Source organism: Acidovorax sp. AC410, assembly GCF_979253235.1.
The window spans coordinates 1,110,001-1,123,408 of record NZ_CEEDCG010000001.1 but is presented as its reverse complement, the minus strand read 5'-3'; the positions used below and the strand labels follow the sequence as shown (position 1 = coordinate 1,123,408).

17 protein-coding genes (1 of these 17 cut by a window edge) are annotated in these 13,408 nt (G+C 64.6%); 14 read left to right on the top strand and 3 right to left on the bottom strand.

The features are described 5' to 3' along the window. The first annotated feature begins 6 nt into the window (after positions 1–6). Genes AC0IZS_RS05150 through fliR form a run of 7 tightly spaced genes read left to right on the top strand, consistent with a single transcriptional unit; the run spans position 7 to position 4,282 of the window. Positions 7–588: a flagellar basal body-associated FliL family protein gene (locus tag AC0IZS_RS05150; protein WP_471634659.1), complete on the top strand. Its 582-nt coding sequence runs from the start codon at positions 7–9 to the stop codon at positions 586–588. An 18-nt stretch (positions 589–606) separates the two neighbouring features. Beyond that, positions 607–1,611: a flagellar motor switch protein FliM gene (gene fliM / locus AC0IZS_RS05145; protein ID WP_007853747.1), complete on the top strand. Its 1,005-nt coding sequence runs from the start codon at positions 607–609 to the stop codon at positions 1,609–1,611. Beyond that, positions 1,601–2,041 carry a flagellar motor switch protein FliN gene (gene fliN, locus AC0IZS_RS05140; protein ID WP_471634658.1) on the top strand — a complete coding sequence of 147 codons (441 nt, stop codon included), beginning with the start codon at positions 1,601–1,603 and terminating at the stop codon, positions 2,039–2,041. The genes fliM and fliN overlap by 11 nt, the downstream gene beginning before the upstream one ends. Positions 2,042–2,060: 19 nt before the next feature. Further along, a complete protein-coding gene (locus tag AC0IZS_RS05135; protein ID WP_471639464.1) occupies positions 2,061–2,423 on the top strand; it encodes a FliO/MopB family protein in 363 nt (120 codons plus the stop codon). Further along, positions 2,416–3,213, top strand: coding sequence for a flagellar type III secretion system pore protein FliP (gene fliP / locus AC0IZS_RS05130; RefSeq protein WP_471634657.1), 798 nt, complete (start codon positions 2,416–2,418; stop codon positions 3,211–3,213). The genes AC0IZS_RS05135 and fliP overlap by 8 nt, the downstream gene beginning before the upstream one ends. Before the next feature lie 15 nt (positions 3,214–3,228). Further along, positions 3,229–3,498 carry a flagellar biosynthesis protein FliQ gene (gene fliQ, locus AC0IZS_RS05125; protein ID WP_007853732.1) on the top strand — a complete coding sequence of 90 codons (270 nt, stop codon included), beginning with the start codon at positions 3,229–3,231 and terminating at the stop codon, positions 3,496–3,498. 13 nt (positions 3,499–3,511) lie between these two features. Then, the gene (fliR, locus tag AC0IZS_RS05120) at positions 3,512–4,282 is read left to right on the top strand and encodes a flagellar biosynthetic protein FliR (protein ID WP_471634656.1); all 771 of its coding nucleotides are present in this window, start codon (positions 3,512–3,514) and stop codon (positions 4,280–4,282) included. Positions 4,283–4,379: 97 nt separating this feature from the next. On the opposite strand, the gene AC0IZS_RS05115 is transcribed toward fliR, so the two are convergent. Continuing rightward, complete coding sequence (locus tag AC0IZS_RS05115) at positions 4,380–5,009, bottom strand: response regulator (RefSeq protein ID WP_471634655.1); 630 nt, start codon at positions 5,007–5,009, stop codon at positions 4,380–4,382. Next, positions 5,006–6,121 (bottom strand): hybrid sensor histidine kinase/response regulator, encoded by a 1,116-nt coding sequence (locus tag AC0IZS_RS05110; RefSeq protein WP_471634654.1) that lies wholly within the window; start codon positions 6,119–6,121, stop codon positions 5,006–5,008. The genes AC0IZS_RS05115 and AC0IZS_RS05110 overlap by 4 nt, the downstream gene beginning before the upstream one ends. A 185-nt stretch (positions 6,122–6,306) precedes the next feature. Here AC0IZS_RS05110 and AC0IZS_RS05105 point away from each other — a divergent pair, with 185 nt between their 5' ends. The 7 genes from AC0IZS_RS05105 (at position 6,307) to AC0IZS_RS05075 (ending at position 12,812) form a co-directional block, all read left to right on the top strand. Next, a complete protein-coding gene (locus tag AC0IZS_RS05105; protein ID WP_035203188.1) occupies positions 6,307–6,753 on the top strand; it encodes a hypothetical protein in 447 nt (148 codons plus the stop codon). 49 nt (positions 6,754–6,802) lie between these two features. Next, positions 6,803–7,165: a response regulator gene (locus AC0IZS_RS05100; protein ID WP_007853722.1), complete on the top strand. Its 363-nt coding sequence runs from the start codon at positions 6,803–6,805 to the stop codon at positions 7,163–7,165. 40 nt (positions 7,166–7,205) lie between these two features. Beyond that, entirely contained in the window at positions 7,206–9,335 is a 2,130-nt protein-coding gene (locus AC0IZS_RS05095) for a chemotaxis protein CheW (RefSeq protein WP_471634653.1), read from the top strand. Positions 9,336–9,395: 60 nt separating this feature from the next. Further along, a complete protein-coding gene (locus AC0IZS_RS05090; protein ID WP_471634652.1) occupies positions 9,396–9,884 on the top strand; it encodes a chemotaxis protein CheW in 489 nt (162 codons plus the stop codon). A 99-nt stretch (positions 9,885–9,983) separates the two neighbouring features. Then, on the top strand, positions 9,984–10,883 hold the full coding sequence (locus tag AC0IZS_RS05085; protein WP_471634651.1) for a CheR family methyltransferase: 900 nt from the start codon (positions 9,984–9,986) through the stop codon (positions 10,881–10,883). Between the two features lie 44 nt (positions 10,884–10,927). Further along, positions 10,928–11,677 carry a chemoreceptor glutamine deamidase CheD gene (gene cheD / locus AC0IZS_RS05080; RefSeq protein WP_471634650.1) on the top strand — a complete coding sequence of 250 codons (750 nt, stop codon included), beginning with the start codon at positions 10,928–10,930 and terminating at the stop codon, positions 11,675–11,677. A 31-nt stretch (positions 11,678–11,708) separates the two neighbouring features. Next, on the top strand, positions 11,709–12,812 hold the full coding sequence (locus tag AC0IZS_RS05075) for a protein-glutamate methylesterase/protein-glutamine glutaminase (protein WP_471634649.1): 1,104 nt from the start codon (positions 11,709–11,711) through the stop codon (positions 12,810–12,812). Between the two features lie 150 nt (positions 12,813–12,962). Here the strand turns inward: AC0IZS_RS05075 and AC0IZS_RS05070 are convergent, their stop codons facing one another. Next, on the bottom strand, positions 12,963–13,408 hold the 3' end of the coding sequence (locus tag AC0IZS_RS05070) for an ATP-binding cassette domain-containing protein (protein ID WP_471634648.1). 1,453 nt of this gene lie beyond the right edge of the window; the window shows 446 of its 1,899 coding nt (coding positions 1,454–1,899); its start codon lies beyond the right edge, outside the window; its stop codon occupies positions 12,963–12,965.

Sequence of the window (13,408 nt, the reverse complement as noted above, 5' to 3'; positions counted from 1 at the left end):
TGCCACGTGTCTGCCAATGCCGCCGCTCCGGCCAAGGAGAAGCCCAAAAGCAAGAAGATGCTGATCATCGTGGTCGCTCTGGTGCTCGTGCTGGGAATTGCGGGCGCTGCGGCCTTCTTCCTCCTGGGCAAGAAGAAGAACGCTGACGACGAAGAGGGCGGTGCAGCGGCAGCCTCGGCCCACGAGACGGCGGCCAAGGCGCCACCGACTTTCCTGCCGTTCGAGAACATGGTGGTCAACCTGGCCGACCCGGGTGGTGACCGGTTTGCGCAGATCGGCATCACCGTCGAGGTGGCCGACGCCAAGACGGCCGAGCAGATCAAGCTTTACCTGCCCTCCATCCGCAGCAGTGTTCTGCTGCTGGTATCCCAGCGCACCTCCGGGGAGCTGTTGCTGAGGGAGGGCAAGGAAAAACTCGCCAAGGACATTCTGCGCGAGGTCTCGCGCCCGCTCGGCTTCACCGTGCCGCGCGAGCGACCCAAACGTGCCGCGTCGGCCGAGGAGGACGATGAAGAGGATCGCCCGTCACGCAAGCCGCCGAGGAATCCGGTACAAGGCATTCTTTTCTCCAGCTTCATCATCCAGTGACGCAAGGACAATCCTGCCATGAGTGATTCATTCCTATCGCAGGAAGAGGTTGATGCCCTTCTCGAAGGCGTCACTGGCGAGAGCCAGAAGTCCGTCGAGGAAGTGGCCGAGTCGGGGTCCGTACGCAACTACGACATCTCGAGCCAGGAGCGCATCGTTCGCGGCCGCATGCCGACGATGGAAATCGTCAACGAGCGGTTTGCGCGCAACTTTCGCATCGGTCTGTTCAACTTCATCCGCCGCAGCCCCGAAATTTCGGTGGGCACCGTGTCGGTGCAGCGCTACAGCGCCTTCCTGCGCGAGCTGGCCGTTCCGACCAACTTCAACATCGTCGCCATCCGCCCGCTGCGCGGCAGCGGCCTGATCGTCTGCGAGCCGTCCCTGGTGTTCGGCATCATCGATACGCTGTACGGCGGGGTCGGCAAGTTCCAGACCCGCATCGAGGGGCGTGACTTCTCGCCCACCGAGCAGCGCGTGATCAACCGGCTGGTCGACGTGATCTGCGCCGAGTACAAGAAGGCCTGGCAGGGCATCTACCCGCTGGAGCTCGACTACCAGCGCTCGGAGATGCAGCCGCAGTTCGCCAACATCGCCACGCCCAGCGAAATCGTGGTGTCCACCGCGTTCCAGTTGGAAATCGGCGACCTGTCGGGCGCCATCCACATCTGCATGCCCTACGCCACGCTGGAGCCCATCCGCGACGTGCTGTACTCCTCGACGCAGGGCGACTCCATCGAGGTGGACCGCCGCTGGGTGCGGGTGCTCACGCGCGAGATCCAGGCGGCCGAGGTGGTGCTGGTGGCCGAGCTGGCCAAGGCCGATGCCACGGTGGAGCAACTGCTGGCCATGAAGCCCGGCGATTTCATCGAACTCGACCGGGAGCCGCGCATCCGCGCGTCCATCGGCGGTGTTCCCATCTTCGAATGCCAGTATGGGACCCACAATTCGAAATATGCCATCCGTATCGAAGAGTGTTTGCGCAATTCGGACATGAGCTGGCTGGGAGAAAAAGATGTCAACTGAAGACGACAACAAGGACGGCGCGGCCGAAGACCCGTTTGCAGGCTGGGCCGAGGCGCTCGAAGAGCAAAAGAGCTCGGACGACAAGCCTGGCGATGCGGAGCAGGGCGGCCCCCTGTCCGGCGATGCGGTGCGTCCGTCATCGTCGAGCAACAGCGACGGTACCGTCAACGACATCAACATGGTGCTGGACATTCCTGTCCAGCTGTCGGTGGAACTGGGCCGCACCAAGGTGCCGATCAAGTACATCCTGCAACTGGCGCAGGGCTCGGTCGTCGAACTCGATGCGCTGGCCGGCGAACCCATGGACGTGCTCGTCAACGGTTACCTGATCGCCCAGGGCGAGGTGGTGGTGGTGAACGACAAGTTCGGTATCCGCCTGACCGACGTGGTGACGCCTTCGGAGCGGCTGCGGCGCGTGAGCCGTGGGTGATGGAAGCAACGCCATGGGGATGACCCAGACACTGGTCATCGTCGTCCTGTTCGTGGGGGCCATGGCCTGCCTGCCCTGGCTCATCAAGCGCCTGCAGCAGCGCCATGCAGCGGGTGGCCTGCCTGCCGGCGCCGCATCGCGCGTGCTGTCGGCGGTGGCGGTGGGTCCCCAGCAACGGGTGGTCACCGTGGAGGTGGGTCCCGAAGGCGCTCGCACCTGGCTGGTGCTGGGTGTCACGGCGCAGCAGGTCAGCTGCCTGCATGTGCTGGCCGCTCCGTCCACTGCTGCTGCTTCGAATGCAATGCCGGCGGTGGTGCCGGATGCTTCGGCGTTTGCCCGTGAAATGGCGGCCGCCGAAGCGCGCAAGGATCCGCATGTCTGAGTCCGCGCGTCCCGCACCGCAACCACGCAGCGTGTGGATTGGCGCGCTGGCTGCCTTCGCTCTGCTGGCCTGGCAGGTGCCGGCGCTGGCGCAAACGGGCGCCACGCCCCCGGCTCCCGGGTCGCTGCCCGTGCTGATAGGCTCCGGCAGCGGCGGATCGAGCTACTCCGTGCCGATCCAGACGCTGCTGTTCTTCACGGCGCTGTCCTTCCTGCCGGCCATCCTGCTGCTGATGACGGGCTTCACGCGCATCGTCATCGTGTTGTCGCTGCTGCGCCAGGCCATCGGCACGCAATCGGCACCGCCCAACCAGGTGATCATCGGCCTGTCGCTGTTCCTGACCTTCTTCGTCATGGGGCCGACCTTCGACCGGGTCCACAAGGAGGCCTATGTCCCCTACACCACCAACGCCATCACTTTCGAGCAGGCGGTGGAGCGGGCCGAGGTGCCCATGCGCGAGTTCATGCTCAAGCAGACCCGCCAGTCGGACTTTGCGCTGTTCGCACGCCTGGCACGGCTGGCACCCGAGGTGACGGCCGAGACCGCGCCGTTCCGCGTGCTGGTGCCGGCCTTCGTGACCAGCGAACTCAAGTCCGCGTTCCAGATCGGGTTCATGATCTTCATTCCCTTCCTGGTCATCGACATGGTGGTCTCCAGCATCCTCATGTCCCTGGGCATGATGATGCTGTCGCCGGTGCTGGTCGCGCTGCCGTTCAAGCTCATGCTGTTCGTGCTGGCCGATGGCTGGAACCTGCTGATCGGCTCGCTGGCCGCCAGTTTTGCCACCTAGCGCAGGAGAAATGCCATGACTTCACAGATGGTTCTCACCATGGGGCGCGATGCCCTCACGCTGCTGCTGATGATTGCCATGCCCGTTCTCGGCGTGGTCATGGCCGTGGGCCTGGTGGTCAGCATCTTCCAGGCCGTGACGCAGATCCATGAAGCGACCCTGGCCTTCGTGCCCAAGCTGATTGCCGCGATGGTGGTGTTCGCGATCGCCGGGCCCTGGATGATCAGCACCCTGGTCGATTACATCCGCCGGACCATCGAGTCGATTCCCTCGGTCGTCGGCTAGCCCGGCCCCTCGCGTGATCACGTTCACCGAGGCCCAGTTGGTGGCCTGGATATCGCCCATCCTGTGGCCGTTCCTGCGGGTGCTGGCGATGTTTTCGGTGGCGCCGGTGTTCTCCATGCGCGCGATTCCCATGCGCGTGAAGATCGGGCTGGCCTTCTTCGTGGCCGTCTCGGCCCAGGCCGTGCTGCCCAACCAGCCGGTGATCGACATCAATGGGCGCGAAGCGCTGGGCGCCGTGGCCCAGCAGGTGGCCGTGGGCCTGGCCATCGGGTTTTCGGTGCGCCTGGTGTTCGCCTCGGTGGAGCTGGCCGGTGAAATGATCGGCCTGCAGATGGGCCTGAATTTCGCCTCCTTCTTCGACCCCGCCAGCAATGGCCAGGTGAGTGCTGTGGCGCGTTTCTTCGGGCACATGGCCACGCTGCTGTTCATCGTCATCAACGGCCACCTGATGGTCATCATGGCCGTGGTCAAGAGCTTCGACCGCTTTCCCGTGAACGGCAACTTCCTGCAGGCCATCGGTCAGATGCGGCTGTACGAGCTGGGCTCGTCGCTGTTCTCCAGCGCGCTGTGGATCGCTCTGCCCATGATCGCGCTGCTGCTGTTCGTCAACCTCGCCATGGGCATCATCTCGCGTGTGGCGCCGCAGATGAACATCTACGCGGTCGGGTTCCCGGTCACGCTCACCGTGGGCCTTTTGGGCATCGCGGCCACCCTGCCCATGCTGGAGCAGCCCATCCTGACGCTGATGCAGCAATCCATCGACCTTTTTTCCAGCCAGCGGTAAATGGGTCGTCGGTGGATGTGGCGCTCACCTGCGGCCTGTGAGCCATCCGCGACGCGTGAAGCGAGCGTGGTCCGAGGCGCGAAGCGGCTCTTGGGGGCTACACCAACTCGTTGCGGATGGCGTAGACGGTGAGCTCCGCATTGTTGGAGAGCTTGAGCTTTTCGAGCACGCGCGAGCGGTAGACGCTCACCGTCTTGGGGCTGAGCATCAGCTCTTCGGCAATGTCGGCCAGGCGCCGGCCCGAGGCGATCTTGATCAGCGTCTGCAGCTCGCGCTCGGACAGCGTGGCATGCGGGCTCTCCAGTACCGGCTGGGCCAGGCTTTCGGCCAACATCTGCGCCACTTCGGCCGTCAGGTACTTGCGGCCCTGCATCACCACCCGCACGGCGTTGATCAGTTCCGCCGGATCGGACGCCTTGTTGGCATAGCCTTGGGCGCCGGCCTTGAGGCAGCGCAGTGCGTACTGGTCTTCCGGGTACATCGATACCACCAGCACCTTGATGGTGGAATGCGTTTCGCGCAGCGTGGCCAGCACCTCCAGGCCGCCGCGGCCGGGCATGTTCAGGTCGAGCAACAGCACGTCGCAGGGGGCAGTGCGCAGCACCTCGCGCAACTCGGCGTAGCCGCCGGCCTCCCCGGTCACCTTGATGTCCGTGGCCTCGGTGAGGGTATCGCGGATGCCGCGCCTGAGCACGGCGTGGTCATCGCACAAAACGACGTTGATCACCAGACATCTCCTGGGTTGGCGGGCTGGCCCGATGTGGCCAGCGGTATCGACAGTGTGAGGCAAGTCCCCTTGCCTGGCTGGGTGCTGACATCGAGCCAGCCGCCCACGGTGCGTGCCCGCTCGTGCAGGCCCTTGATCCCGAAGGCCTTGGGCTTGTCCGCCAGTTGCGACACATCGAAGCCGCAGCCATCGTCGGCGATCTCCACGGTCAGCACCCCCTCATGGTCGGACAGATCGATATGCACCTTGCTGGCCTGGGCGTACTTGGCGATGTTGGTCAGGGCTTCCTGCGCCGTGCGGTAGGCCACCAGCCGGATGTCGCTGGGCACATCGATCGCCTCGCCACTGGCCACGACCTGGGTGCGTACCGCGCTGCGGCGCTCGAAGCCTGTCGCCAGCCACTGCACGGCCGCCACCAGCCCCTGCTCCAATATGGGGGGGCGCAGGTTCATCATGATGCGCTGGCTGGCACCGATGGCGTGCTGCAGCATGTCCGAGGCGCTGGAAAGGTGGTCCTGCGTCGCCGGGTCCTGTGCATGCCGGCCGATCCAGGCGAGGTCCACGCGCATGGCGGTCAGCGAGCCGCCGATATCGTCGTGGATCTCGCGCGCGATGGAGGCGCGTTCCTGTTCGATGGAGGTCTGCAGGTGCTCGGTCAGCTCCGCCAGGCGCTGCTGGGAGGCCGCCAGTTCGGCCACGGCGCGCTCGCGGTCCTGGCGCGCCTGGTGCACCTCGATGGCCCGGGTGACGACGTGTGGCAGGCGGGAAATGTCGTCCTTGAGCAGGTAGTCGGAAAAGCCCAGGCGCATGGCGTCCACTGCAGCGGCCTCGCCAATCGCCCCGGACAGCAACACAAAGGGCACAGGTGTTGCTAATTTAGCCACATGCTCCCAGGCATCGAGCGCAGTGAATCCTTGCAGTCTGTAGTCTGCAAGGATCAAATCAAAGGACTCGCTCTGGGTGCGATCACAGAAATCCTGCAGGGTGTCGACCTGCTGGAGGGTGCAATCGAGCCTGGCACGCTGCAAAGTGAGCTTGGCCAGAACATGGTCTGCCAGCGAATCCTCCAGGTGCAGGAGGCGTAAGGGCTGGCCTGCTACTGTCATGACCATATGAGCGCTATCATAGGATACAAATTGGAACAAACAAGGGTGTTTGTCCCGGTAGGGTGGGTGAGAAGGCTATCGTCCAATAGAACGCAATGTCGGGGTTTTTGCAAGGGTTGGCGGGGTCTGCCAGCGCGGGTCGCCTGTTACAGGGGCCCTGACCCTGGTCTGCTTGTTGCTATGGAGAAACAATGCAATCTACGCTATCAACGTCAACTGGGCCGGCAGTTCAGGTTCCGGTCATGGTGGCAGCAGAACTGCAGGATTCCTTGCTGGTCGTCATGCACGACCTGCACCGCCTGGAAGGCTTGTTGAACCATGCCACGGACAACCTGCTGGAGCGCTTTGGCGAGGCCAATGCGGTACTGAACGATGCCTTCGTGGCGGATTCGCCCGAGCTGGCGGCCGCCCGCGATGCGCTGCGCAGTGCCGTCACGGAACTGCAGTTCCAGGACATGGCCTCGCAGCTCATCTGGCACACCACCAAGGTGCTGCAGGGCTGCGCGTTCCGGCTGGCGTCCGAGGCCATGGGGCACGATGAGGGCGAAGAGGCAGCGCCGTTTGCCGAAATGGCGCCGGATCGGCCCAATCCTGTTACGCAAAGCGAGATGGATGCCGGTTCCATTGATCTATTTTGAAGTTGGCATCGCTGGTTCACCTATATATTCAAGTCAGTTGGAGTCCTAAATGCAATCGATACTTGCCGTAGATGATTCACCGTCCATGCGGAAAATGGTGTCCTTCACCCTCACCGGTGCGGGCTACCACGTGGTGGAGGCGGTGGATGGGCAAGATGCCCTGGAAAAGGCCGAGAGCCATGACATCCACCTGGTGCTGGCCGACCAGAACATGCCCCGGCTCGATGGCATAGGCCTCACGCGCAAGCTGCGCGAGCACCCCAAGTTCAAGACCATCCCCATCCTCATCCTGACCACCGAATCGAGTGACCAGATGAAGCAGGCGGGGCGGTCGGCCGGTGCCACCGGTTGGCTGGTCAAGCCGTTCGATCCCAACCGCTTGATCGAAGTCATCCAGAAGGTGATCCGTTGAAACGGATGCACGGGCGCCACCACGTATAAAGGAGCCGACTATGGCTGAAAGCTATCAAGAGGGATCAGGGGCCGGCGGTGCTGACTTTGACCTGAGCCAGTTCTACCAGATCTTTTTTGAAGAAGCTGGTGAGAACCTGGACCAGATGGAGCAGATGCTGCTCGACCTGGACCTGAGCGCTGCGAACGACGAAGAACTCAATGGCATCTTCCGCTGCGCACATTCGATCAAGGGCGGCGCCGCCACGTTCGGCTTCTCTGACGTGGCCGAGCTGACGCACCAGATGGAATCCCTGCTCGACCGGCTGCGCCGCCACGAGCTGCAACCCATCCCGCAGATGGTCGATGTGCTGCTGGAGTCGGCCGATGCCTCGCGCAGCCTGCTGGCACGCCACCAGGCGGGCGGACAGGGCGAGGCCGTGTCCACCACCTCCCTGGTCAAGCGCATCAGCGAACTGGCAGCGGGTGTGGTCCCTGATGACGCCCCTGCCGCTGCAGCAGCCCCTGCTCCGGCGCCCGCGCCGGCGGCCGCCGCTCCTGCGCCAGCCGCCAAGGCCCATGTGCCCGGGCAACTGCGCAAACTGCAGATCCACATCGGTCCGCTGGAAAAGACCGAGCAGGCCGACACCATCAAGGAGCTGTTCCGCGACATCCCCGGCCTGGGCTCCATCAGCGACCTGCCCAGTGTGCAGGCTGGCGTGCGGGTGTTCGCGGTGGAAACCACCTCGTCCACCGACGACCTGCTCGACCTGTTCGCCTTCCATGTCTCCAAGGAGCAGGTGCGCTTCAGTGACGGCGACGAAGAGCCCGCTGCGGCCTCCGAGATCGACCCCGACCATGCGGTGCATGAGAGCGAGCCGCCCGCGGGCGGTGCCGACGTGTCCTACGGCTTCTTCTCGGACGCTCCTGGCGCGCCGAGCGCGGTGCCTGCCGCCAGCGCGGCCGCCAAGCCATCGGCGAAGGCTGCGGCGGCTGCCGAGCCCAAGGCGGCGGCCCAGGCCCAGATGGAATCCACGACCATCCGCGTGGCGGTCAACAAGGTGGACCAGCTCATCAACCTGGTGGGCGAGCTGGTGATCACCCAGGCCATGCTGGCCCAGAACAGCCGCGGCCTGGACGCCGGGGCCTACCAGCAACTGCTGGCCGGCCTGGCCGACCTGGACCGCAATACCCGGGACCTGCAGGAATCGGTGATGTCGATCCGCATGATCCCCATGTCCATCGTGTTTAGCCGCTTCCCGCGCATGCTGCGCGACCTGGCCAACAAGCTGGGCAAGAAGGTCGAGCTGGTCACGCTGGGCGAAGCCACCGAACTGGACAAGGGCCTGGTCGAGAAGATCACCGACCCGCTGACCCACCTGGTGCGCAACAGCTGCGACCATGGCATCGAAATGCCTGCCGAGCGCCTGGCCAAGGGCAAGCCCGAGCTGGGCACCATCACCCTGTCGGCATCGCACCAGGGCGGCTCGATCGTCATCGAGGTGCGCGACGACGGCCGTGGCCTGTCGCGCGAGAAGATCCTGCGCAAGGCGCAGGAGCGGGGCCTGGATGTCTCCGACCAGATGAGCGATGCCGAGGTGTGGCAGCTGATCTTCGCGCCCGGCTTCTCCACTGCCGAAGAGGTCACCGACGTGTCGGGCCGCGGCGTGGGCATGGACGTGGTCAAGCGCAATATCGCGGCCCTGAACGGCTCGGTCGAGGTGGATTCCGCCGAAGGCTATGGCATGAAAGTGTCGGTGCGCCTGCCGCTCACCCTGGCCATCATGGATGGCATGTCGGTGGGCGTAGGCGAAGAGGTCTACATCCTGCCGCTGTCCTCGGTGGTGGAGTCCTTCCAGGTCAACTCCGACGATGTCAGCACCGTGGCGCAGGGTTCGCAGCTGGTCAAGGTGCGTGACGAGTACATGCCCGTCATCGCGCTCGAGAAGATCTTCCAGGTGCCGCGCTTCGACCTCAACAAGTCGAGCAACATCATGGTGGTGGTAGAGGCCGACGGCAGCCGTGTGGCGCTGCTGGTCGACGAGCTTCTGGGCCAGCACCAGGTGGTGGTGAAGAACCTGGAGACCAACTACCGCAAGGTGCCCAATGTCTCGGGCGCCACCATCCTCGGCGATGGCACGGTGGCACTGATTCTGGACACCGGCGGCCTGGTGCGCCGGGCCCGCCACTGATTCGGGTGCGATGCGTTCGTTCATGGAATGCACCTGCACTGCTAACAAGGAGAACTCACCATGAGTGTGATGGGCAAGACTGCCGATAGCGCGCCGACCGGCGCGCGCGAGTACCTGACGTTCCGGCTGGACCAGGAAGAGTACGGCATCGACATCCTGAAGGTTCAGGAAATCCGGGGCTACGAGCCGCCGACGCGCATTGCCAACGCGCCGGAATTCATCAAGGGCGTGGTCAACCTGCGCGGCACCATCGTGCCCATCGTGGACATGCGCCTGAAGTTCAACTGCGCGCAGGCGGACTACAACAGCTTCACGGTGGTCATCATCCTGAACCTGCGCAACCGCGTGGTGGGCATCGTGGTGGACTCGGTGAGCGACGTGATGGAACTCACGCCCGAGAGCATCCGCTCGGCGCCCGATATCGAAAGTGCCATCGACAACAGCTGCATCCTGGGGCTGGGGTCGGTGGGGGAGCGCATGCTGATCCTGCTGGACATCGAGAAACTGATGTCCAGCGTGGACATGGGATTGGTGACGGCGGCGGAGTAACGCCACGGTCAGCCAGGTGGGTGGCCGCAAGCCAAACTGCAGGCGAGGGTCTGCAGGCCTTTTGGAGCGAAATGGACTTCCGAGCGGATGATCAAAATGATGCCCCAGACCACCAGTGTTTCCTCGGCCGGCGCGCGTGCTGCCGCCGCAGCTGCTGCCAGCGCTCCCGCACCGTCGGGCCCGCTCGCGCAGGGGCGTGAGTTCGTATGGACCAACGCCGACTTTGCGCGGGTGCAGTCGCTGATCTACCAGCGTGCCGGCATCAGCCTGCACGATGGCAAGCACGCCATGGTCTACAGCCGGCTCTCGCGCCGCTTGCGCGACACGGGGTACAACAGTTTTCACGACTACCTGGGCTGGCTGGAGAAGCACGACGGTCCCGAGTGGCAGGAGTTCGTGAACGCCCTCACCACCAACCTCACGGCGTTCTTCCGCGAGCAGCACCACTTCGAGATCTTTGCCACGCTGCTGCGCAGCAAGCCGGCCAACACGGCCTGGAAGGTGTGGTGCAACGCGGCCTCCACCGGTGAAGAGCCTTACTCCATCGTCATGACGGCCTTCGAGGCGCTCGGGGCTAACGCCTCCTTCAAGCTCACGGCCAGCGACATCGATTCGAAGGTGCTGGCCACGGCCGGCCAGGGCGTCTACCGGCTCGACAATCTCAAAGGCTTGGGCCCGGAGCGGCTGCAGAAGTTCTTTCTGAAAGGCAAGGGCGGCAACGATGGCATGGTGCGGGCCAAGCCCGAGCTGCGCCGTGCGATCGAGTTCATGAGCGTGAACCTCATCCGTGACGATTGGCCCTTCAAGGAGCCTTTTGACGTGGTGTTCTGCCGCAACGTGATGATCTACTTCGATGCGCCCACGCAGCGCAAGGTGCTGGAGCGCATCCACCGCGTGCTCAAACCCGGTGGCATGCTGTTTGTGGGGCATGCGGAGAATTTCAGCGAGTCCCGCGATCTCTTCACCCTGCGTGGCAAGACGGTCTATGAACGCCGGTGATCCGCCCCTCTGTTCGCCCGTAGGAACTTGTTCCAAGCAGCTCCATGACCAATAACCAGCCCAACACCTTCACGCCTGGTGCCGCCCCGGCTGCGCCCGGAGCGCCGGAGCGCCGGCGTGCTCCGCGCATCGCGCCGCTGAGCGCGGACATCTACGCGTCCAGCGCGGCACCGCGCGAATCCTCGCTCAACGAACTCAAGAACCGCGCCAGAAAACCCGGAGAGGCATCCTTCTTCTACCTGGACCACCACTTCCAGCACAACGCCGTGAAGGTGCTGCCGGGCGAGTATTTCGTGGCCGATGAAAGCATGGTCATCATGACGGTGCTGGGCTCGTGCATTGCGGCCTGCCTGTGGGACAGCCGGGCCCATATCGGCGGCATGAACCACTTCATGCTGCCCGATGGCGACCTGGCGGATGCCTCGGGCCGCTATGGTTCGTACGCGATGGAGTTGCTCATCAATGAGATGCTCAAGCTCGGTGCCCGGCGCGAAACCATGCAGGCCAAGATTTTTGGCGGGGCCCAGGTGATGCACAATTTCACCACCATGAACGTGGGTGAACGCAATACCACCTTCGTGCTCAACTACCTGCACACGGAACGCATTCCCATCGTGTCCGAAGACGTGCTGGACATCTACCCGCGCAAGGTGGTGTTCTTCCCGGTGACGGGCAAGGCCATGGTCAAGCGCCTGGCCCATGCCCATCCCGAGACCCTGGTGGAGCAGGAAACGCGCGGAAATGCCGCGACGGTGGCCAAGAGCACCTCGGGTGGTTCCGTGGATCTGTTTTGATTGAAGATGACGAAGAAAGCCTGAGAGAACAATGAGCAGGAAAATCCGGGTGATCGTGGTGGACGATTCGGCGCTGGTCCGCAGTCTGCTGTCGGAGATCATCAACCGGCAACGGGACATGGAGTGCATCGGCACGGCCAACGACCCCTTGGTGGCGCGCGAGATGATCCGGGAAATGAACCCGGACGTGATCACCCTGGACGTGGAAATGCCGCGCATGGATGGCATCGACTTCCTGGGCCGGCTGATGCGCCTGCGGCCCATGCCGGTGGTGATGATCTCCACGCTGACCGAGCGCGGTGCCGAGGTGACCATGAAGGCGCTGGAGCTCGGTGCCATCGATTTCGTGGCCAAGCCCCGGGTGGGTCTGGCCAGTGGCCTCAACGACCTGGCGACCCAGATCGTGGACAAGATCCGCGTGGCGGCGGTGGCGCAGGTACGCCGCGCCGCGCCGCGCGAGGCCTCGTCGGCGTCCCATGGGGCCAGTGCCGGCACGACCGCCCCCGCGGCGCCGACCACCCTGCTGGGCCGTCTGTCCACCGAAAAGCTGATCTGCATCGGCGCCTCCACGGGGGGCACGGAAGCCATCAAGGAGGTGCTGGTACACATGCCTGCCGATTCACCGGGCATCGTGATCACCCAGCACATGCCCCCGGGCTTCACCACCAGCTTCGCGGCGCGGCTCAACGGTTTGTGCCAGATCACGGTCAAGGAGGCCGTGAATGGTGAGCGCATCCTGCCCGGCCATGCCTACATCGCGCCCGGCGGCACGCAGTTCCATGTGGCGCGCAGCGGTGCGAACTATGTGGCCGTGGTCGATGATGGCCCGCCGGTGAACCGGCACAAGCCCTCGGTGGAGGTGCTGTTCAAGTCGGCCGCCGCCGTGGTGGGGCGCAATGCCTTCGGCATCATGCTCACCGGCATGGGCAACGATGGCGCGGCCGCCATGCGCGAGATGAAGGACGCGGGCAGCTACAACTACGTGCAGGATGAGGCCACCTGCATCGTCTTCGGCATGCCGCGCGAGGCCATTGCCCACGGCGCCGCCGACGAGGTGCTGCCGCTGGGCCAGATTGCGCCCGCGTTGGTGGCGCGCCTGCGTGGCGCGACCGACCGCATCCATCACAGAATTTAAAGCCCCCCGAGTCGCCTCCGGCGCCACCTCCCCCCAGGGAGACGCCACCCGTGGCCTGGCAAAGCCAGTTCCACGGTGGCGCTGGTTTTGGGGCATGCCTTAGGGCAGGTCGCGCCACATACGAGCGTGGCTTGCAGCTTCCGCGTCAGGTCAGGCCGACAGGGCCGTCCAGCGCTCCAGTGCCGCCATCAGTTCCTCGTCGATCTCGCTGGCGCGGGCGGTGAGTTTGGCCGCCTTGGCGCCATCGGTGGCGTAGACGCTGCCATCGGCCAGCACGGCCTGTACCTCCGCCTGTTCCTTTTCTAGGGCACCGATGCGATCGGGCAGGGCATCCAGCTCGCGCTGTTCCTTGTACGACAGCTTCTTGCGCGAGGTCTGCTCGGTCTTGGAGGGGGCCGCAGCAGGGGCTGCGTCCTTGGCGGCGGCCGGCCTGGTGCCTGCCGCCGGGGCTGCGGCCGTTGCGGCGGCGCGGCTGCGGCGCGATTGCAGCAGCCAGTCCTGCACGCCGCCCTCGTACTCGCGCCACAGGCCATTGCCTTCGGAAGCGATGGTGCTGGTCACCACGTTGTCCAGAAAGGTCCGGTCATGGCTCACGA

Coding starts and splice junctions, on each gene's coding strand:
- fliQ (WP_007853732.1), top strand. CDS start 3,229: ATGACTTCACAGATGGTTCTCACCATGGGGCGCGATGCCCTCACGCTG.
- AC0IZS_RS05095 (WP_471634653.1), top strand. CDS start 7,206: ATGGCTGAAAGCTATCAAGAGGGATCAGGGGCCGGCGGTGCTGACTTT.
- AC0IZS_RS05090 (WP_471634652.1), top strand. CDS start 9,396: ATGAGTGTGATGGGCAAGACTGCCGATAGCGCGCCGACCGGCGCGCGC.
- fliP (WP_471634657.1), top strand. CDS start 2,416: ATGTCTGAGTCCGCGCGTCCCGCACCGCAACCACGCAGCGTGTGGATT.
- AC0IZS_RS05100 (WP_007853722.1), top strand. CDS start 6,803: ATGCAATCGATACTTGCCGTAGATGATTCACCGTCCATGCGGAAAATG.
- fliM (WP_007853747.1), top strand. CDS start 607: ATGAGTGATTCATTCCTATCGCAGGAAGAGGTTGATGCCCTTCTCGAA.
- AC0IZS_RS05110 (WP_471634654.1), bottom strand. CDS start 6,121: ATGGTCATGACAGTAGCAGGCCAGCCCTTACGCCTCCTGCACCTGGAG.
- AC0IZS_RS05085 (WP_471634651.1), top strand. CDS start 9,984: ATGCCCCAGACCACCAGTGTTTCCTCGGCCGGCGCGCGTGCTGCCGCC.
- cheD (WP_471634650.1), top strand. CDS start 10,928: ATGACCAATAACCAGCCCAACACCTTCACGCCTGGTGCCGCCCCGGCT.
- fliN (WP_471634658.1), top strand. CDS start 1,601: ATGTCAACTGAAGACGACAACAAGGACGGCGCGGCCGAAGACCCGTTT.
- AC0IZS_RS05135 (WP_471639464.1), top strand. CDS start 2,061: ATGACCCAGACACTGGTCATCGTCGTCCTGTTCGTGGGGGCCATGGCC.
- AC0IZS_RS05075 (WP_471634649.1), top strand. CDS start 11,709: ATGAGCAGGAAAATCCGGGTGATCGTGGTGGACGATTCGGCGCTGGTC.
- AC0IZS_RS05105 (WP_035203188.1), top strand. CDS start 6,307: ATGCAATCTACGCTATCAACGTCAACTGGGCCGGCAGTTCAGGTTCCG.